Source organism: Methylomonas sp. MgM2 (genome assembly GCF_054172045.1).
This window is the reverse complement of sequence record NZ_JBSYXO010000001.1, coordinates 262,122-280,879: the sequence shown is the minus strand read 5'-3', so window position 1 is coordinate 280,879 and position 18,758 is coordinate 262,122. Positions and strand designations below refer to the sequence as shown.

Genomic DNA, 18,758 nt, shown 5'->3' with positions numbered 1-18,758 from the left:
AAATCGGTCATTTTCACCGTTATCGAAACATGCGTTTAATTCGTGGTTTGAATCACCTTGAGCCGCTACGTAGAGGCTGCATACTGACTATCGGCAATTTCGACGGCCTACACTTGGGACACCAACGGGTAATCGAACGGGTAGCCGAGCATGGCAGGCGCTTAAAACTTCCGACGGTGGCTATGGTATTTGAACCTCAGCCCTTGGAATATTTTCTGGGCGATCACGCGCCGTCTCGCTTGACCCGTTTGCGAGAAAAAGTCATTCAGTTCGCCAAATTGCCTATCGACGAATTGCTGGTCCTGCCTTTCAATCGTACCCTAGCCGACTACGACGCCGAAAAATTCATTCTCGATATTCTGGTGAAAAAACTACAGCTAAAGCATTTAGTCATCGGCGACGATTTTCATTTCGGCAAAGCCAGGCGGGGTAACTTTGCTTTATTGCAGCATCGCGGCGAAGAATACGGCTTTAGCGTAGAATCCACCGATTCGTTTGAATTAGAGGGCCTCCGCATTAGCAGCACCTTGATTCGCGATGCATTGGGAGAAGGCGACTTGGCCCAAGCAAAGCTGCTTTTGGGCCGGGACTATTCGATTTGCGGCCGGGTGGCTCACGGCGACAAACGCGGGCGCCAATTGGGTTTTCCAACGGCGAACCTGCAAATGTTTCGTAAAAACACGCCGTTAGTCGGCGTATTCGCCGTAACGATGACGGGCGTGGGAAACCGGGAATTACACGGCGTCGCCAATCTCGGCAATAGACCCACTGTCGACGGCGGGGAAAAACCGGTGTTGGAAACCCATTTATTCGATTTCGACCAGGATATTTACGGCCACTACGTCGAAGTAAATTTCAAAGCCAAACTGCGCGACGAAAAACGTTTTTCTTCATTAACGGACTTAAGAGACCAAATCGCATTCGACGTCAAAGCCGCTCGCAATTTCTTCGCAGGCTTAAATGCATGATTGATGACACCGAAAACATTCCTTCGCCTTGCATCCGAAACTGCTGTTTAGACAAGCAAGACGTTTGCCTTGGCTGTTTTCGAACGCTACGAGAAATATGCGATTGGTCAAAAGCCGGCAATGAACAACGGCGGGAAATTCTGGTCAACGCCAAACATCGGCGCCTTCAACGGACGCATCTGGCGCAGTCCTCAGAAATCGACTTGAAGTTGAACGGATTTTGAAGTACATGTTTTTATCAAAGCCGGCCTTAAACGAGAATCCTTAATAAACCGTTGCCGCTTTATCGAAAAACACAAACTACTCGCGCGTTGAAGATTTCCGAAAAAATCAGTTTCGCTTAAGTAATCCTAGGTATAAACCTAACAAAACAGATTTCGCACCATGATTGCACAGCATTGACCCTGTTATGTGCATGGATTTTATTTTCCTAAATCGTGGCACCAAAATGGCGCAATAGGGTCGTATAAATAGGCCAAATGGCCGATTGCAAATTGGCATGGCCATTGCGTATAAACCAGTTAACGGATCGTTATCTTATCCAACCGGAGGTGAAACTATGACATTATTTAACCACTATACCGCCCGTTACCGCCGGGAAGAAGAGGAATACAGCCTCGAAGAATACCTGAATCTGTGTAAAAGCGATCACATGGCCTACGCCAGCGCGACCGAGCGGATGCTATCGGCAATCGGCGAACCTGAATTCGTGGACACTCGCAAAGACCCGCGCCTGTCGCGCATCTTCTCCAACAAAGTAATCAAGATCTATCCTGCCTTTAAGGAATTCTACGGCATGGAAGAAACCATCGAGCAGATCGTTTCGTATTTCCGCCATTCCGCCCAAGGTTTGGAAGAGAAGAAACAAATTCTCTACCTGCTTGGGCCGGTAGGCGGCGGCAAGTCCTCACTGGCCGAGAAGCTCAAGCAGTTGATGGAGGGTACACCGTTTTATGCAATTAAAGATTCGCCGGTCAATGACTCGCCGCTCGCCTTATTCTCGACCGTAGAGGACGGCGATATATTGGAGCAGGAATACGGCATTCCGCGTCGCTATCTAAACAAGGTGCTTTCGCCTTGGGCCGTTAAACGCCTGCACGAGTTTAACGGTGATATCAGTAAATTTCGTGTGATCAAGCGCTGGCCGTCGATATTGAGCCAAGTTGGAATTTCCAAGACCGAGCCGGGCGATGAGAACAACCAGGATATTTCCTCATTGGTGGGCAAGGTCGATATCCGTAAGCTTGAGAAATATTCTCAGGATGATCCGGATGCCTATAGTTATTCGGGGGGGTTGTGTCTTGCCAACCAAGGTCTGATGGAATTCGTGGAGATGTTCAAGGCGCCTATCAAAGTCTTGCATCCTCTGCTCACCGCGACCCAGGAATGCAACTACAAGGGTACGGAAGGTTTCGGCGCGATCCCGTTCGACGGCGTTGTGCTCGCTCACAGCAACGAGAGCGAATGGACCACCTTCCGCAACAACAAGAATAACGAGGCGTTCTTGGACCGCATTTACATCGTCAAGGTGCCTTATTGTTTACGCGTCAGCGACGAAGTGAAGATCTATGACAAGCTCCTGCACAACAGTTCCCTCTGTGAAGCGCCGTGCGCACCCGGCACTTTGGAAATGTTGGCCCAGTTTTCGGTATTGACTCGACTGAAAGAACCCGAGAACTCCAGCATCTATTCCAAGATGCGCATCTATGACGGGGAAAATCTAAAGGAAACCGATCCGAAAGCCAAAAGCTATCAGGAATATCGTGATTTTGCCGGTGTCGATGAAGGTATGACCGGTATCTCCACCCGTTTTGCTTTTAAGATCCTGTCCAAGGTGTTCAATTTCGACCATGTCGAGGTAGCGGCCAACCCGGTTCATTTGCTGTACGTATTGGAACAGCAAATCGAGCAGGAACAGTTTCCTCCCGAAGTCGAACAGCGCTACATCAACTATCTAAAGGAGTATCTGGCGCCGCGCTATGCCGAGTTCATCGAGAAAGAACTGCAAACCGCCTACTTGGAATCCTACTCCGAGTATGGGCAAAATATCTTCGACCGTTACGTTACCTATGCCGACATGTGGATCCAGGATTTGGAATTCCGAGACCCGGATACCGGCGAGATCCTTGATCGCGCCCAGCTTAATGCGGAATTGGAGAAAATCGAAAAATCCTCCGGCATCGCGAATCCGAAGGACTTCCGCCACGAGGTGGTCAACTTCGTGTTGCGGGCGAGAGCACAAAATCACGGCAAGAACCCGGCTTGGACCAGTTACGAAAAGCTGCGCGTAGTCATCGAGAAGCGGATGTTCTCCAATACCGAGGACTTGCTGCCTGTGATTTCTTTCAATACCAAGGCTTCCAGCGATGAACAGAAAAAACATCACGAATTCGTTGACCGGATGGTGGCCAAAGGATACACGGAAAAACAAGTACGCCTGTTGGCTGAATGGTTTTTAAGAGCAAGAAAGTCGTCGTGAGCCGGAACTTGATCGCACTTCAATTCATCTTGGTTAGTAAAGTTAGAGGTGTAATATCAGACGGTGGCAGCCATGTTTTTTCGCCTTACTACTTCTTTTTTGAAGGGGCAATAATTTTTATACAGAAACATTATGAATCAATTCGTCGATCGCCGTCTTTCAGGTAAAAACCGCAGCGCCGTCAACCGGCAGCGCTTCCTTCGCCGTTTCAAGGATCAAATCCGCAAAGCGGTGACGGATGCTGTATCCGGCCGAGACGTGGCGGACTTGGAGCGTGGCGAGAAAATTTCGATTCCTGCCAAGGACCTCCGCGAACCCTTATTCCAGCACGGGCCAGGCGGTAGCCGCAGCATCGTTCACCCCGGCAACAAAGAATTCGTGACCGGCGACCGCGTGAAGCGTCCGGAGGACGGCTCGGGTCAAGGCAGCGCCTCGCCGGACGGGGAAGACATGGACGAGTTCGTCTTCGAATTGTCCAAAGAAGAATTCATGAACTACTTCTTCGAAGATCTCGCTCTACCCGACTTGGTCAAGAAGCAGCTCTCCGCCGTGCCCGAAGTCAAACGGGTACGCGCCGGTTTTACCAGCGATGGCACCCCTTCCAGCCTGCATGTGGTGCGCTCGATGAAACAGGCGATCGGCCGGCGTCTGGCGATGGCAGCGGGGCCGCGACAGCAGCTTAAAGAGGCTGAGGAACTTTTGGCCGAACTGGAAGCGAAGGGACAGACCGACAGCCCCGAAGCGGCAGAGCTGCGAAAGGAGATCGAGGTACTGAAGGCTCGTATTGCTAGCGTACCGTTTTTAGATACCTGGGATTTACGTTATGCAAACCGAGTGGACAAACCGCAGCCCACCAGCCAAGCAGTGATGTTCTGCCTAATGGACGTGTCCGGCTCCATGGACGAAGAACGAAAAAACATCGCCAAGCGCTTTTTCATGCTGCTTTATTTGTTTCTGACCCGCAGTTACGAACGCATCGAAGTCGTATTCATTCGCCACCATACGATGGCCAAAGAAGTTGACGAACAAGATTTTTTCACGTCGAGGGAAACCGGCGGCACGGTCGTTTCCAGCGCATTGGAGCTGATGTATGAAATCATTCAAGACCGCTATCCGACCTCGGCTTGGAATATCTACGCGGCTCAGGCCTCCGACGGCGATAACTGGAACGACGACTCGCCTTTCTGCCGAGACTTGCTGATCAACAAGCTTCTACCTTTGGTGCAATATTACGCCTATGTCGAAATCCAGGCCGAGAATCCGCAGAGCCTATGGGAGGAGTACGAATACGTTAAGTCGGTAAGCTCCCATTTCACGATGCAGCGTATTCTGACACTGGAGGATATTTATCCGGTATTCCGCGAACTGTTCCGGAAGAAGGTCGCAAAATGACAGAAAAATCATTCGAAGTACCGGCCGATAATCAAGCGGTCAAATGCCGCCAACCCCTTTCCGAAGACTCCGAATGGACCTTCGACCTGCTGCGCCTTTACGACAGGGAAATCGGCCGGGTTGCCGCGCACTACGATCTGGATACCTATCCTAGCCAAATCGAAGTCATTACCTCCGAACAGATGATAGACGCCTATTCCTCGGTCGGCATGCCGGTAGGCTATCATCACTGGTCGTTCGGCAAACAATTCATGACCACTCAAAAAAGTTATAAACGGGGCCAAATGGGTCTGGCCTACGAAATCGTCATCAACTCCAATCCTTGCATCGCCTACTTGATGGAAGAAAACACCATGACCATGCAGGCTTTGGTAATCGCCCACGCCTGCTACGGCCATAACTCTTTCTTCAAAAACAATTATCTATTCCGTACCTGGACCGACGCCGAAGGTATTCTGGATTATCTGGTGTTTGCGCGTAATTTTATATCGGAGTGCGAAGAGCGGCACGGCGAAGTCGCCGTCGAAGAGATTCTGGATTCCTGCCATGCATTGATGAACCATGGTGTGGACCGCTACAAACGCCCGGCCAAACTTTCCATCGCAAAGGAAAAAACCCGCCAGCGCGAACGCGAAGCGTATTTGCAATCGCAGCTGAACGATCTTTGGCGGACATTGCCGCCCAAAGAAGATACCGAGGAACAAAAAAACGAACGCCGCTTCCCGGCCGAACCGCAGGAGAACTTGCTGTATTTCATCGAGAAAAATGCGCCTTGCCTGGAACCCTGGCAACGGGAAATCGTCCGCATCGTCCGAAAAATCGCCCAGTATTTCTATCCGCAACGCCAGACTCAAGTCATGAACGAAGGCTGGGCCACGTTTTGGCATTACACGCTATTGAACCATTTGTACGACGAAGGCAAGCTGACCGACGGCTTCATGATGGAGTTTCTGCAATCGCACACCAACGTCGTTTATCAACCGCCTTTCTATCACCGCGGCTACAGCGGCATCAACCCCTACGCGCTCGGTTTTTCCATGTTCCGCGATCTCCGCCGCATCTGCGAGGAACCGACCGGGGAGGATAAACGCTGGTTCCCCGATATTGCCGGTTCCGACTGGGTCAAAACGCTGGATTATGCGATGCGTAATTTCAAAGACGAAAGCTTCATCGCCCAATTCCTGTCGCCGCATTTGATCCGGGAAATGAAATTGTTCACCGTACTCGACGACGACCGGGACGACAAACTGACCATCGCCGCCATACACGACGACGCCGGCTACCGGCAAATTCGCCAAACCCTCGCCGAACAATATAACTTGGGCAATCGAGAGCCCAACATTCAAGTCTGGAATGCGGATGTTTACGGCGACCGCTCGCTGACCCTGTGCCACTACATGCACAATCGCCGGCCCTTGGGCGATACCACCGAGGAAGTATTGCTCCATGTCGCCCGACTTTGGGGTTACGACGTGCATCTGGAGAGCATAGACGAAACCGGCCATGCCGAACTGGTTGGCGAATGTTTGACGTAAAGACAGACGCTTGCTGAAAACGGTCCGATATGCTTCAAGACTATACAATAAGCTTTGCCAATGCCTTTTCGAGCCAGCTAAAACCGACAAATTCCTGTTCCAGGCGTAAGTTTTTCCTGATTCGGTTGTAACGCAGCGCGTCAAACAAACTTTGTTCGTCCGGCGTCAGAAACGGCAAGTCCTGCAATGCTTGGTCTTTTTCGTATCCCCATGACGCTTCATGTGCCGTCAAAACTTCCTGATCCATCAACAAGGATTCCACGTGGGGAAAGCGGGTACGTAATTGGTTCAAAATCGCGAAACCGTGAGTGTCGATATCGCCCCAGTAATATAGTTTGCAATTCGCCATCCAGCCAGCCTTGGCCAAGCTTTCCCAGCCGTACCCGGCACCGAAAACGACCACACTGCCGGGTACGGCGGGAAAAGCTAAAAAGTTGGTTTCGTTTTCGGTGATGAACACACGGCCGGCCAAGGGCGGCAATGCAGCGAAACTGTTTGTGTCCAGTGCGACGTCGGCCATTCCCGCGCCTGCTAGTGGCGATATTAAACCGTCCGGAATCCGAAAGCGTATGCGTTCGGGTTTTTCGCGGAAACCGTAACGCGCTGCAAAGCGGCTCACGCCAATGGCATCGGTGTTTATCGCTTCCTCCGGTAGACAGAGATCCAACCATTCCGCCAATACCGCCCGGTGCGCCTCGATGAATTTGCTGTGCACTCCGGGAATATCGACTTGACGCAGATAAATGTCGGGCCGCGGGTGCGCCTGCAGCCAAGCGACCACGTCCAGCAGCAGCGGCCAGGCATTCGCCAGCTCGAAAGCTTTCAAGGGCTTCTTGGCCAGCCAAGCCAATAACAAGGGCTGCCGGGTCCGGGTCAGACTGACCAAGCCCTGAAAAACTTCGGCTTCGCCGCGCTTGCCCAGCCAGCTAAACGCGTCGTCCGGGTCATCCAGCCAGGCCTCGGCCGGCAGGGAATTAGTGCCGAACACCCGGTGCGAAAACGTCTTCATTTCTATCCGGCAATGGCGGACGTTTACCAGCGCTTGCGCCCAGGCCCTTACCTCATCGAAGCCTTGGGCGATTTCGCTCGAAGTCGGACATTTCAAGAGCAAACGCCGGGGAAAGCGGGACTCGGTGTCCAGCAAAGCCGCCAGCAATTCGCCCTTGTCCCACAGTTTTTGCACTTGCGCGCGCAAATCGGCGGGGCGGGTCCAGTTGGATTTCATCGTCTTGTCCGTGCCGCGAATCAAACGCCATCGACTGCCGCATTCCGGCGCGCGGCTTCTTCGCGGTATTCTTCTATCGACAGGTTGCGCAATTGCGTGGCGCGGCCCTGTTCGTTGAATACGAAACCGACGTTGGAGACGAAGGGCTCGATGATGTGTATCTTCTGCAAGGGCGTGACGATCAACAATTGCAGGTTGAGCTTCTCGAACAGGCGCAAACCGTACTGGGCGGATTCGTCGGAACCGCGGCCGAAGGCTTCGTCGATGACGACGAAGCGGAACGAGCGCGAACGCAGCGCGCCCCACTCCAAACCGAATTGATAAGCCAAGCTGGCCGCCAAAATCGTGTAGGCCAGTTTTTCTTTCTGTCCGCCGGATTTACCGCCGGAATCGGAATAATGTTCGTGCTCGCTATCGTCGGCCCGCCAGCGTTCGCTGGCGGCGAACACAAACCAATTCCTGACGTCGGTCACCTTGGTCGTCCAGCGCTTATCCTGGTCGGTCAAGCCTTCGCGGCCGCGGAAGCGGTCGATGATGGTTTTGACTTGCAGAAATTTGGCTTCCGAATATTGCGCATCGTCCGACCCCGTGAGCGCGCCTTCGGTGCAGGCCCTAAGATCGCTCTGGAAATCGCGGATGTCGGCGTCGGGGCTGGGCTGCGACACCAGCACGATGTAGCGGCCCTGGTTGTAATCGATTTGCGTCAACGAATCGTTGATGCGGCCGATGCGCTCCCTGATGGTCTCGCGTTCGCGCGACAATTGAGAATTGAAGTTGGCAATCTCGCGAATGGTATTTTCGTTCAACAATTCCTTAAAGCGGGCTTCGAAGCGCGGCAGGTCGTCGCCGGCCAGTTTGTCCAGCAACTTCCGGTACTCGAAGGCCGCTTCCAGGCTGGCGTCGAATTCGGCGGTCTCCAGTTTGAATTCGTCCTTGAAAGTCATCATCGCCTGGATGATTCGGTCGCGCAGCCGGTTTAGTTTGGCTTCTTCGTTGTTGATGCGCGTCTGCAGCCACGTCCTTGTATCCTGCTCGCGGTTGTCGCAAGACTCGACCGTCAATTGATGCTCGCCCAAAGCTTCGGCGCGTATCGCATCCAATTTGGCAAGCAAGGATTCGGCGTCGGCTGTTATTTGCGGCAGCGTTTGTTCTTTGAGTTCTTCGGCGCTCTGGCGTTTTTGCTCGGCCTTGGAGCGCTTGTCTCGGGCTTCCTCCAACGCGGCTTCGGTCCGGCTCAGCTCTTCTTCGACCTCTTTCAACTGATCGGTCAACTGGCGTAACAAATCCGATGCCGATTCCAGCCGGCGGAGCTCTTCTGCCAAATGGGCGATGTCGGCGGCCACGCTGGGCCAATCCAAGTCTTCGAATTGGTCGAATTCTTCCAATCTCGCCAACACCGCCAAGCCGTCGAGCAGGGCTTTGCGCTCGGCTTGCAATGCGCCGATTCGGCCGCCGATATCGGCGATTTGCTTTTCCTGCCGTCCGGCTTGGCCTTCGAGCGCGGCAATCTTGGCCGCGTTACTCCAGCCCAGCACATAGCGGCCGCGGTCGTCTATACGGTGGCGGTCGTCTTTTTCGTGGCGACCTGTCGGATCTTTGATCTGACCGGTTCGGGTGACCGCCCGCTGTTCTCGGCGAAACTGCTCCTGCGTTTCGCAGCAAGCCACGTCGAAACGGTGAGCCAATTCGCGTTCCAGCCAAGCGTAAAACGGCGAATCCGGTTTGATCGCCAGTTTGCGCACCAAGGAATCACGGTGCAAGTCGGGCAGCTCCGTGCGCCGCGGCGGCCGCACATGAAAATAAACCAAGCGTCCCTTCAAATGGTTACGGTCGACCCAATCGGCCACGGCCGCATAATGCCGGTCCGGCACCAGCATGGACAAGCCGAAATTCCGCAACAAACGTTCGGCCGCGCCTTCCCAATCCTTTTCGTCGCCGTGCACTTGCAATAATTCGCCGGCGAAAGGCATATCGTCTTCGGCCAAGTTCAGAGCCTGACACAAGGCCGCCCGTATCGCGATTTGCGCCTGCTCGATGTTGCTGCGCCGGGTTTTCAAGGCGGCAATCGCTTCCAACAAATCCTTGTGTTGATCACGGATCGTTCGAAAGTTGAAATCGTACTCGCGTTCGCGGTTTTCCAATTCCGCACTTTCTTGTTTTAGGCTTTCCGCTCTCGCCGACCATTGCTTGCGTTGCAGCAAAAACGCCGCATCATCGGCGGCGGGTCGTTCTCCGACTTGCCGCAACAATTCCGCATAGCGGTCGGCCCGTTGTTTGCGCCAATCTCTGGCTTTTTCCTTAGCTTTGATATCGGCCTTCAGGCGTTCCAAACGGTCGCCGCCGTTTTGGGCTACGGCCTGTTTTAATTCCGAGACTTTCAGGTTTTGCCCGCCGCGCTGCGTTTCCAAGCGCTTGACTTGGGCATTCTGCCTGTCCCAATCGTCTTGCAGCAAAACCAACCGCTTTTCGAGCAAGGCCAGTTTCAAGCGGGAAAAATAGCTTCTGAGCGCATCGCGGGCCTGGCGCAGCCGGGCGATGTCGGCGCCGAGCTCGTCGTGCCGGCCGCAATCCGACGTCAACGGCGTCAACAGTTCCACTTGGCGCTTGGCTTTCAATACCGCTTCGTGGGCCCGGTTCAGGTCGTCGAAATGAGCGATCAACGCATGGATGCGCGATACGGTATCGAAAGGTTCCAACATATGGCTGCGCACGAAGTCGGTCAAATTGCCGACCGATTTCATCGATACGGTTTGATGAAACAATTCCATCGCCTGTTCGTTGTCTATGCCCAAGCGCCTGCGAAACCAGGCGCCGTATTTGCTGAAGCTGTCTTCTATGCTCGCACCCGAATCGCGCAAACGTTTCCGCAATCGATTGATGTCGGAGCCGAAACGGGCAAAGTCGTCGGCGATGGTCAATTCGCGCTCGGCGCCGACGTAAAATCGGGCCGGCTGGCCTTGGCTGTCTTTCAACCAGAACACCTGCGCCAGCGTGACGGTCTTGTCATAGCCGGCGTTATGGAAAACGCCAAGTATCACCGAATAGCTGCCGGCTTCGCGCAAGGCTACGGGCTTGGCAGTGCCGGTGACTTCGTTGCGCTCGGACTTGTAATGGCCCAACACGTAGGAGCGCAGGCTGCGTTCCTTGGCATCGGCGCCGGCGGCTTTGTTGTATGCCACCCGGTGCGAGGGCACCAGCAAGGTCGTCACCGCATCGACCAGCGTCGACTTGCCGGAACCGATATCGCCGGTGAGCAGGCCGTTTCTGCCGTCCAGTTTCAAGGTCCAAGCCCGGCCGTCGAAGGTGCCCCAATTCAGGACTTCCAAGCGCATCAACCGAAAACCGGACAGGGCGTCTTCGGCTACGAAATCGAGTTCCAAGGTGTAAGGTTCGTTCACTGCTTCTCCTCTCCGCCGCCACTCAATTCGGCCCGGTAAGCCTCCAATTTGGCGTCGAAATCGGCCAGCCATTGGGCGTCGACGTAGGCTTTCAAGATGCGCCTGACTTCGTAGCTGTTGGCCGAACCGGCTTTGAGTTTACGCAAGAAACCCAGTTCGGCGACTTTGTTGATTTGGGTTTCGATTTGGTCGATCAAGCGCGCCTCGTTGCTGCTGTCCGGCAAAAACACCCGGATCAGCTCGACGATTTCGTCTCGCGTAAGCACCAGTAATGTGTCGCCGCCGGCGGCGTCGAACTCGGCCAGCTTCTTGCGCAACAAGGCCAGCAATAAACTGACCGAAAACGATAACGGCCGCCGCGCGATTAAGCGCGGCAACGTTTCGGCTTCGTCACCGGCTTCGGTTTTTGAACGCAAAAAGGCGTAACCTTCGGCTTCGTCCAATACCAACTCCAAGCCGATCACCGCCATATAATCGCGTACCCGCGCCTGCAATTGCATCAAGTCCGACCATAAACGCGCGTTGCTTTCCCGATAGACGACGCTTTTCAGCAAGGTGACCGCCAACGCCGGCAAATTGCTTTCTTGTTCCGTTGTAATATGGTTATCCATCAACTTCTGACATAGATGATACGCGGCAGGCGGGCACGGCGTTCAATAACGGTTTCGCCGTACGCGTCGGGGATTTGCCAAGTGATCGACTCTTCCGTATGTTCGTCCAATACCGTTTTAAATTGTTCGCTACCGAGTTGCAAATAGGCCACCAGCTCCGCCAAACCTTGCCGCAAAGGCCGCGATTTTACCAAATCGCTTAGCGTGACTTGCGATTTATCCTGCAGTGCGTGGCGGATATGGCTGGCCAATTGGGTTTTGTCTATGACGACCTGGGAATACAAGGCGTCGACGTTAACGTCGGCATCGCCGGTTTCGACGGCGATCTCGCTTATCGTTGGCTTAACCGAAGGCGTGAACAAGGGGCGCTCCATCGGCAACTCCGGCTTGGCCGCCATGTCCGGAATGTCCGTGATTGCGGCGGCCGGAGGCGTTTCGCGCATGGCCAGGGCCTTGGTCTCTATGCCGCGCAGGATATCCATGATGCGGCGGTTTTCCAGCCAAGCCTTGTCGTCCAGAAAACGCCTGAGTTGCTGGGAAAGCTGGGCGACGGTGCGTTGCGTGTGTTCGCCGGCCTCCAGCCAATCGTAATGCACGCGCCAGGTACGGCCGTCCGGTTTCAGTGTTTTGATGGCTTCCAGCGACAATACCCGTTCCAACAACTCCGTCAATTCCTCCTGGCGGCGGCTGGACATCAGAAAATCCCAAAACGCCCTGAAGCTTCTGCCTTGATCGGAATCGGCAATCGCATCGCGCTCGCCCATGATTTCCTCCAGCAATTCGCCCTTGGAACCCTCCCACAACGCGATGCGTTCCCTGACTCTTCTGTCCAGCATCCGGAAATTTTGCTCGACCTCGCGAAAATCCGCCAAGAGCTCGCGCGCCATCTGCATGAATTGCTGGAAGCGGTCTTTCAATGCCGTGTCGTCCAGCAGAACTACCTCGCCGGCCGTTATGCCGGCGATTTCGGCATCAATTTCGTCGCGTTTTTTCTTCAGTTCGGCGATGCGCTTTTCCGGGTCGGTTTCGCTGCCTGCGCTCATTTGTTTCAGGAGTTCGAACAGAGTCAAAAGCCGCGATTCGGTACCGACGAAACTGCGCTCGCCTAGGCTTTCCAGCCAGGCGATGGCTTTTTCGGTGGCCGGCGTCAAATCGAATTGGGCCTCGTCCGAACCCTGTCGGTAAAACTTGCGCAGCCAGCCTTTGTCCGGGCCCGACCAGTCGTTCAAGTATTCGGCGGCTGATTTGGGAAAGGATTCGGGACCGAGACTTTCGCGCAAGGCGTAAAGCTGGTCTTCCAAGGCCTCGGCCAAATCGGCTGCGGCAATGACCCGTTTATTAGGAACGACGAAAGCATTATGCAAAAACGCGGCAATCAACGGCGCATGGTCCGACCGCAGCAATCGCCAGGCCGGATGGTGGCTACGGAGGGCTTCCAGAGCGGAGTAGTTCAAAACCATCGGTCTACCACCAAATCGCTCCGATAACCGGATAACGTCAATCTTATTGACTGCCATACGCAATGTTTCGGTTTCGCCGGAAAGACGAACCAATTTTCGGTGCCGCCGACGCGCCTAACAGAAGTTGCCGCGACTGTCGCCCGCGGCCTGACCGGCTGTCGCCGGTTCCAGGCGATGATGATTTCGAGCGCCTTCGATTGCGCTACGATTTGGACCGGCCGCGATAACGATGGCTTTAACTGAAGCAAGTTAACTGTTTGCACTGCATACTCCGAAATAAATGATACTTTTCGCGCCGCCTGGTCCAGCGAATCATGAAAATCGAACCGGTTTCCGGCTTTTGCAGCTACCGGCTCGGCGATTTTAAAACCCATTGACCCGCTTGTGACCGATGAAACCCGATCGAATCGCGTACGGCCGGGCCGGAATGTTTATTTGTTGCCTTCGTTGGAACGACGCGCCCATATTCTAACCGGCACGCCGCCTTTGGGCCGGAGGCTGACCATCATCTCGATTTCGGCTTCCGCCGGGTTCAGTAATTCGAAGTCGTACTCTCGAATGATCATGGCCAGTAATACCTGGCTTTCCAGCATCGCAAAATGATTGCCGATGCAGATGCGTTCGCCGGCGCCGAAAGGCATGAAGGATAATCGCCGGCTTTCGCTGCTTAAGAAGCGCTCGGGATCGAAGCGTTCCGGTTCACGCCATAAACCGCCGTGATGATGGACATTGTAAACGTTGAAAATCACCAAGCTGCCGGCCTTAAGGCGATAGCCGCCGACTTCGGTATCCCGGTTTGTTTTGCGCATCATGATCCCGACCGGCGGACGTATGCGCAAGGATTCGTTCAGAACGGCTTTGGTATAGTTAAGCTTCGCTAGATGGTCGAAAGTCAATTGTTTTCCGCCGAGCGTATCTTGGATTTCACGGCGCAGTGCGCCGAGAACCGGCGGGTGTTTTGCCAGCAAATAAAATGTCCAGGTCAGAAGATTCGACGTGGTTTCATGGCCGGCGCTGAAAATCGTGATCACTTCGTCGCGAATCTGTTTAGACGCCGTCGGTTCGTTGCTTTCCGGTTTGAGCGCTTGCAACAGCATATCCAGCAAATTGGGGCGTTCGGACGGTCTGCTGCGGCGCTCCCGGATAATGCGAAAAATAATTTCGTCCAAGACGCCCATCGCTTGCTTGAATTTAAGATTGGACGGTATCGGTATCGCCAACGGTACCGCGACCGGGCTGATCATGGATCGGGCGGCGAATCTAAGTGCCGTATCCAATGCTGACGCAATCCGCTCGACTTGGTCGAGCACGCTGGTCCCGAACATGGTCTGAGTGATGACTTCCAAGGTCAAACACGTCATTTCATCGGACAAGTTAACTTCGGCGCCGTTGCCGAGTCGTCGCCAACGTTGCAGCATGTCCTCGCCGGCCATCCCGAACTGCGGTAACAAAGCGCTCAAATTCTTGCGCTGAAATACCGGCTGCATAAGGCCCCGTTGCTTTTGCCACAATTCGCCCTTGCTGGTAACCAAGCCTTCCCCCAATACCAGTTCCAAGCCTCTGGGCTTTTTGGGATCGTACATTTTGACGAAGACGTCCGCTTGCTTGATCAGCGCTTCTTCGATCAGGGCCGGATGGCTGAACATATAGAACTGTTGAGCGCCGATCCTGAATCCGACTAAATCGCCGTATTCGCGCTGCCATCGGCAAAGAGCGCCAAACGAATCGGCTTTGAGCTGGCGAAAATTGCCTAAAAGAAAATCACCTTTGGCTTGGGGAACGAATTTATATTTCGGCATGTCGGCGGGACATTAAAAAATTGCGGCTACATTAAGTTGCGGATTCGTCAATGGCTTGGTATTGCGGAATACTAAATCTTTGAACATACGGCGTTCGATTAAATCAAAAAAACCTATCTAAACGCTACCACGAGTTTAAGGCGTAACTTGTCGGTAGCCGGTATTGATTGACACACCCTATCGGAGTGGTCGATTGACTCAAACGTCATGTATTAAAGTAAGAATTTGGCCAAAAACCACTTCCCGTTTTGCCGGTGCGAACCCTGGGGCATACCGAATGAGGAACGCCGTGAACCCTTCCATGGGGGCTTGACGGCAGCGTCCTTGCTGCCGACATCCTCACTCGGTACGTCCCCAGTGACTATTGCCATATCGGGAAGTTATTTTGGAGGATATCCTAAACGATAGTAAAAAGGCGCATCCATGGCTATCAAAGTTAAATTATTTCAACATTTCCTTGCCTGCTTGTTATTGTCGTTTAACGCTTCGGCGGCGTTCGTTGCGAATGATTCATGCGGTGAATCCGGCGAAACTCATATTTGGATTTCTCCGCGGAATCCCGCAATCGATAGCGTGGTCAAGATCATGGCCGTATCCACCGACGGTCCCTTGTCCGAACTGAGCCTTACCGACAGAGACGGCCGGCATGAAAACCTGAAGTTCAAACGCCTAGGCGGACCGCCTTGGAGCTTGGTCGCCGAATTGGCGGGACTGAGCAAGGGCGTATATTCAATATCGGCCGGCCGAGACGGACAACGTACGGCTTGCCATCGTCTCGTCGTTGGCGGTTCGAACGCGCCGGAGAGCCCCATGACATGGGGGCTGGCCACCGAAGCCTTTTATTCCGCCTGGATCGAAGCGCTATTCGACGCACCGCCGAAACAAAATCTGAGTTTTCCGTCCTTGGAGCCGGTGTTGCGCAATGCCCAGCGTAATTTTTTATACAACCACCTCGGGTTTAACGAAGACAAAAATCTGCCGTTAAGCCCCGACTGCGCCGATTTGCCTTACATTTTGCGAGCTTATTTCGCTTGGAAGGTCGGCCTGCCCATCGCTTTCCGCAATTGCGGGCGAGGCTCGGCCAAAGCCGCGCCGCGTTGCGGGGCGGCTACGGTCAAGTCGGAGTTCGTCCGCCGCTCCCGCCCGCAATCCACCTTTCGCGAAATCTACAATCAATTGGTGAATGCGGTTCATTCCGGTTCCGCCCGAACCGGACTTGAGGATGAGTCGAGCGATATGTATCCCGTAGCCCTCAGCCGCGAAACCTTGTGGCCGGGGACAGTCTATGCGGACCCTTACGGACACGTGCTGGTGCTCGTTAAATGGTTGCCGCAGTCGGAAGACCGGCCCGGCATGCTGTTGGTGGCCGATGCTCAACCGGACAATACCGTCGCCAGAAAGCGGGTCTGGCAAGGGACATTGCTGTTTGCCCAAGTGAAGAACGCCGGACCCGGATTCAAGGCTTTCCGCCCTTTGGTTCGCAATCCGGCAAACGGATGGCGGCTGCTCACTAACGAAGAACTGACCGATCATCCGGGTTTCTTTCCGTTTTCGTTAGCGCAGCAGAAACTTTCGCCGGACGATTTTTACGCAAAACTGGCCAAACTGGTCAATCCCAGCGGGCTTGATCCGATTCAAGCTTATGAAGCTACTTTGGACGCTTTGCTAGAGCAATTGCAAACCCGGGTAAACTCCGTGAGCAACGGCGAGGCCTATGTCCGTAAAAATCCCGGCAAAGTGATACCGATGCCCGGCGGCGGCGCTATTTTTCAGACGGTCGGGCCTTGGGAGGATTACTCTACGCCCGCACGCGACATGCGCCTGCTGATTGCGATCAAGGTACTGAACGACTTTCCGCAGTCCATCGTACGTCATCCGGAACTATTCGTGATGCCCGGCAAAAATCCCGAACAGGCAGCGGCCGAAGTTCTGCGCGCTCACGCCGGATACATTCGGGATCGCAGTATCGATTACACTCGCTCGGACGGGAGTACATGGGAGCTGAGCGTAGCTGAAGTATTGGCAAGGAAACCGGCGTTCGAGATGGCCTATAACCCCAATGACTGCCCCGAAATCCGCTGGGGCGCCAAACCGGGAACCAAGGAATATGCATCCTGCCGGCGCCATGCGCCGGCGGAGCAGCGGGCAAAAATGGAACGATACCGGGCTTGGTTCCGCGAAACGCGAAGACCGCTACCTTGATATGACCGATAACTCATGCAAGGGAATTTCATCGGGCCATGCTAAAGTCGCTTATGTTTACTTACGATGCCAATCGCTAAGGTGTAAAGCCAAATGACTATTTCCATGTACCAGGCGTCCATTCCCCAATTTATCCGTATGCTGGGCAATTTATGCTTGATGATCGATAAAGCCCGCATTCACGCTGACGGCGGAAAAATCGACGAAAGCGTTATGTTGAATGCCCGGCTGGCACCGGACATGTATCCGCTAAGCCGGCAAATTCAGATAGTCGCCGATATGGCCGGAACCTGCGCTGCCCGCTTGGCCGGAATCGTGACGCCGTATTATGCAGACAACGAAATCACCTTTTCCGAGTTAAAGAACAGAACCAGCCGAACGATCGAGTTTTTGCGGGAAATCGATAGAGCGCCAATCGACAACAGCTACGACAAGCCGATCAAGTTCAAGGTGGAGGATAAAGAAGTCGTCTATCCGGGACAGGATTATTTATTGGAGAATATCCTTCCGCATTTCTATTTTCACCTGACCGTGGCCTATGCCATACTCCGGCATCATGGTGTGGAACTCGGTAAAAAAGACTACCTCGACAATGAATAGGGGGAACAATCGGATGCCTAACCTTTTTAACCGTACTCTATTAACCGGTTTTGCGGTCATGGCTTGCGCCTGCACGGGAGACGAACTTCAAACGCTTGTGACCATAGCCGATGCGAGAAGTCATAAAGCAAGCTTGGTCGACCTCGGCGGCCCCGGAGACTCTGCGGGCGATATGCTGACATTCGACCAGCCGTTACGCGATAAACAAGGTCGGCAAATTGGAAATAACAGCGGTGTTTGCATACGTACCAAGGTCGGCGAATACTTCCAATGTCAATGGACCTTGACCTTAGACCAAGGCAGCATTCAGGTTGCCGGACGGGAAACAGATAGAGGCAAATCGGACATTGCGATTATCGGCGGCACCGGCCGATATCAAGGCATTAGCGGTCAAATGCAATCCGTCAACAACGGCGACGGTACATTTACGCAAACTTTACGCTATAGGATCAGGTAGTTGCGGGATCTGGCAAATCGGTTTGAAAAAAGCAGGGCACAGCTCTTAAAGGCAAAGCGCAACAGACCGGTGCTCTAATCGTTGAATTTGCCCCGAATCCGCTCGATTCGCTCTCGGTTGGTCCCGAGGTCGGAATATCCGATGCGGGAAGCCGATCGTATCTGAACAAGCGCCTGTTCGGTTTGTTTTTCCGGAAGATAAAACTCCACATCGTCGACAAATCGGAACACGGCGGAGGTAAACTCGGCCCGAATGTAATCTTCGTTGAAGGCCAAAATCCTCGTACGCTTTTCGGACTTGATGATCTGCAATAAACGATTTCGCGCCTCCTGCCGAGTCCCACCGTAATGCAACGGTTCAATAAAATGCTCGTCATCGGCAGCCTGACTGCTTACACAATTCGGTGTTTTCGGGCAAGGCAACAGCTTGCCGCTATTGACACCTAGTTCGGGTATGGTGCCGGTACATCCCGTTAGCGTAATAACGCCGACCATGGCAATTAAAATTCGTGTATTCATTGCTTTTGCTTACCGAAAACTAAGAGGCCCGGCTATCTTGTAAACCGCAAACCGGGCTTTGTCTATCACTATCGGATATCTGAACGAATAAAATGATTGAAGGGCCGGTCTTGA

The 18,758-nt window shown here is 53.7% G+C and carries 14 protein-coding genes; 8 read left to right on the top strand and 6 right to left on the bottom strand.

Annotated elements, in window-relative coordinates; translation table 11 throughout:
- Positions 1 to 29 precede the first annotated feature (29 nt).
- The 5 genes from ribF to ACW73I_RS01265 all read left to right on the top strand — a co-directional run bounded on the left by ribF (position 30) and on the right by ACW73I_RS01265 (position 6,374).
- The gene (gene ribF, locus ACW73I_RS01285; RefSeq protein ID WP_458027471.1) at positions 30 to 968 is read left to right on the top strand and encodes a bifunctional riboflavin kinase/FAD synthetase; all 939 of its coding nucleotides are present in this window, start codon (positions 30 to 32) and stop codon (positions 966 to 968) included.
- Positions 965 to 1,192, top strand: coding sequence for a DUF1289 domain-containing protein (locus ACW73I_RS01280; protein WP_458027381.1), 228 nt, complete (start codon positions 965 to 967; stop codon positions 1,190 to 1,192). The genes ribF and ACW73I_RS01280 overlap by 4 nt, the downstream gene beginning before the upstream one ends.
- 335 nt (positions 1,193 to 1,527) lie before the next feature.
- Positions 1,528 to 3,447: a PrkA family serine protein kinase gene (locus ACW73I_RS01275; RefSeq protein WP_458027380.1), complete on the top strand. Its 1,920-nt coding sequence runs from the start codon at positions 1,528 to 1,530 to the stop codon at positions 3,445 to 3,447.
- A gap of 132 nt (positions 3,448 to 3,579) precedes the next feature.
- Complete coding sequence (locus ACW73I_RS01270) at positions 3,580 to 4,839, top strand: YeaH/YhbH family protein (protein ID WP_458027379.1); 1,260 nt, start codon at positions 3,580 to 3,582, stop codon at positions 4,837 to 4,839.
- Positions 4,836 to 6,374 (top strand): SpoVR family protein, encoded by a 1,539-nt coding sequence (locus ACW73I_RS01265; protein WP_458027378.1) that lies wholly within the window; start codon positions 4,836 to 4,838, stop codon positions 6,372 to 6,374. The genes ACW73I_RS01270 and ACW73I_RS01265 overlap by 4 nt, the downstream gene beginning before the upstream one ends.
- A 40-nt stretch (positions 6,375 to 6,414) precedes the next feature.
- On the opposite strand, the gene ACW73I_RS01260 is transcribed toward ACW73I_RS01265, so the two are convergent.
- From ACW73I_RS01260 to ACW73I_RS01240, 5 genes are all read right to left on the bottom strand, one after another.
- Positions 6,415 to 7,599: a DUF3322 domain-containing protein gene (locus ACW73I_RS01260; protein WP_458027377.1), complete on the bottom strand. Its 1,185-nt coding sequence runs from the start codon at positions 7,597 to 7,599 to the stop codon at positions 6,415 to 6,417.
- A gap of 20 nt (positions 7,600 to 7,619) precedes the next feature.
- On the bottom strand, positions 7,620 to 10,997 hold the full coding sequence (locus ACW73I_RS01255) for an ATP-binding protein (RefSeq protein ID WP_458027376.1): 3,378 nt from the start codon (positions 10,995 to 10,997) through the stop codon (positions 7,620 to 7,622).
- Positions 10,994 to 11,608 carry a DUF4194 domain-containing protein gene (locus tag ACW73I_RS01250; protein ID WP_458027375.1) on the bottom strand — a complete coding sequence of 205 codons (615 nt, stop codon included), beginning with the start codon at positions 11,606 to 11,608 and terminating at the stop codon, positions 10,994 to 10,996. The genes ACW73I_RS01255 and ACW73I_RS01250 overlap by 4 nt, the downstream gene beginning before the upstream one ends.
- Entirely contained in the window at positions 11,608 to 13,068 is a 1,461-nt protein-coding gene (locus ACW73I_RS01245) for a DUF3375 domain-containing protein (RefSeq protein WP_458027374.1), read from the bottom strand. The genes ACW73I_RS01250 and ACW73I_RS01245 overlap by 1 nt, the downstream gene beginning before the upstream one ends.
- 431 nt (positions 13,069 to 13,499) lie before the next feature.
- Positions 13,500 to 14,867, bottom strand: coding sequence for a cytochrome P450 (locus tag ACW73I_RS01240; RefSeq protein ID WP_458027373.1), 1,368 nt, complete (start codon positions 14,865 to 14,867; stop codon positions 13,500 to 13,502).
- Between the two features lie 423 nt (positions 14,868 to 15,290).
- Here ACW73I_RS01240 and ACW73I_RS01235 point away from each other — a divergent pair, with 423 nt between their 5' ends.
- From ACW73I_RS01235 to ACW73I_RS01225, 3 genes are all read left to right on the top strand, one after another.
- Positions 15,291 to 17,069 carry a hypothetical protein gene (locus ACW73I_RS01235; RefSeq protein ID WP_458027372.1) on the top strand — a complete coding sequence of 593 codons (1,779 nt, stop codon included), beginning with the start codon at positions 15,291 to 15,293 and terminating at the stop codon, positions 17,067 to 17,069.
- A 93-nt stretch (positions 17,070 to 17,162) separates the two neighbouring features.
- On the top strand, positions 17,163 to 17,669 hold the full coding sequence (locus ACW73I_RS01230; protein WP_458027371.1) for a DUF1993 domain-containing protein: 507 nt from the start codon (positions 17,163 to 17,165) through the stop codon (positions 17,667 to 17,669).
- A 13-nt stretch (positions 17,670 to 17,682) separates the two neighbouring features.
- Entirely contained in the window at positions 17,683 to 18,126 is a 444-nt protein-coding gene (locus ACW73I_RS01225; RefSeq protein ID WP_458027370.1) for a dirigent protein, read from the top strand.
- A gap of 74 nt (positions 18,127 to 18,200) precedes the next feature.
- Here ACW73I_RS01225 and ACW73I_RS01220 read toward each other — a convergent pair whose 3' ends face one another.
- Entirely contained in the window at positions 18,201 to 18,644 is a 444-nt protein-coding gene (locus tag ACW73I_RS01220; protein ID WP_458027369.1) for a DUF1499 domain-containing protein, read from the bottom strand.
- Positions 18,645 to 18,758 lie beyond the last annotated feature (114 nt).

Coding starts and splice junctions, on each gene's coding strand:
- ACW73I_RS01220 (WP_458027369.1), bottom strand. CDS start 18,644: ATGAATACACGAATTTTAATTGCCATGGTCGGCGTTATTACGCTAACG.
- ACW73I_RS01265 (WP_458027378.1), top strand. CDS start 4,836: ATGACAGAAAAATCATTCGAAGTACCGGCCGATAATCAAGCGGTCAAA.
- ACW73I_RS01235 (WP_458027372.1), top strand. CDS start 15,291: ATGGCTATCAAAGTTAAATTATTTCAACATTTCCTTGCCTGCTTGTTA.
- ACW73I_RS01250 (WP_458027375.1), bottom strand. CDS start 11,608: ATGGATAACCATATTACAACGGAACAAGAAAGCAATTTGCCGGCGTTG.
- ACW73I_RS01270 (WP_458027379.1), top strand. CDS start 3,580: ATGAATCAATTCGTCGATCGCCGTCTTTCAGGTAAAAACCGCAGCGCC.
- ACW73I_RS01240 (WP_458027373.1), bottom strand. CDS start 14,867: ATGCCGAAATATAAATTCGTTCCCCAAGCCAAAGGTGATTTTCTTTTA.
- ACW73I_RS01275 (WP_458027380.1), top strand. CDS start 1,528: ATGACATTATTTAACCACTATACCGCCCGTTACCGCCGGGAAGAAGAG.
- ACW73I_RS01280 (WP_458027381.1), top strand. CDS start 965: ATGATTGATGACACCGAAAACATTCCTTCGCCTTGCATCCGAAACTGC.
- ACW73I_RS01225 (WP_458027370.1), top strand. CDS start 17,683: ATGCCTAACCTTTTTAACCGTACTCTATTAACCGGTTTTGCGGTCATG.
- ACW73I_RS01230 (WP_458027371.1), top strand. CDS start 17,163: ATGACTATTTCCATGTACCAGGCGTCCATTCCCCAATTTATCCGTATG.
- ribF (WP_458027471.1), top strand. CDS start 30: ATGCGTTTAATTCGTGGTTTGAATCACCTTGAGCCGCTACGTAGAGGC.
- ACW73I_RS01260 (WP_458027377.1), bottom strand. CDS start 7,599: ATGAAATCCAACTGGACCCGCCCCGCCGATTTGCGCGCGCAAGTGCAA.
- ACW73I_RS01245 (WP_458027374.1), bottom strand. CDS start 13,068: ATGGTTTTGAACTACTCCGCTCTGGAAGCCCTCCGTAGCCACCATCCG.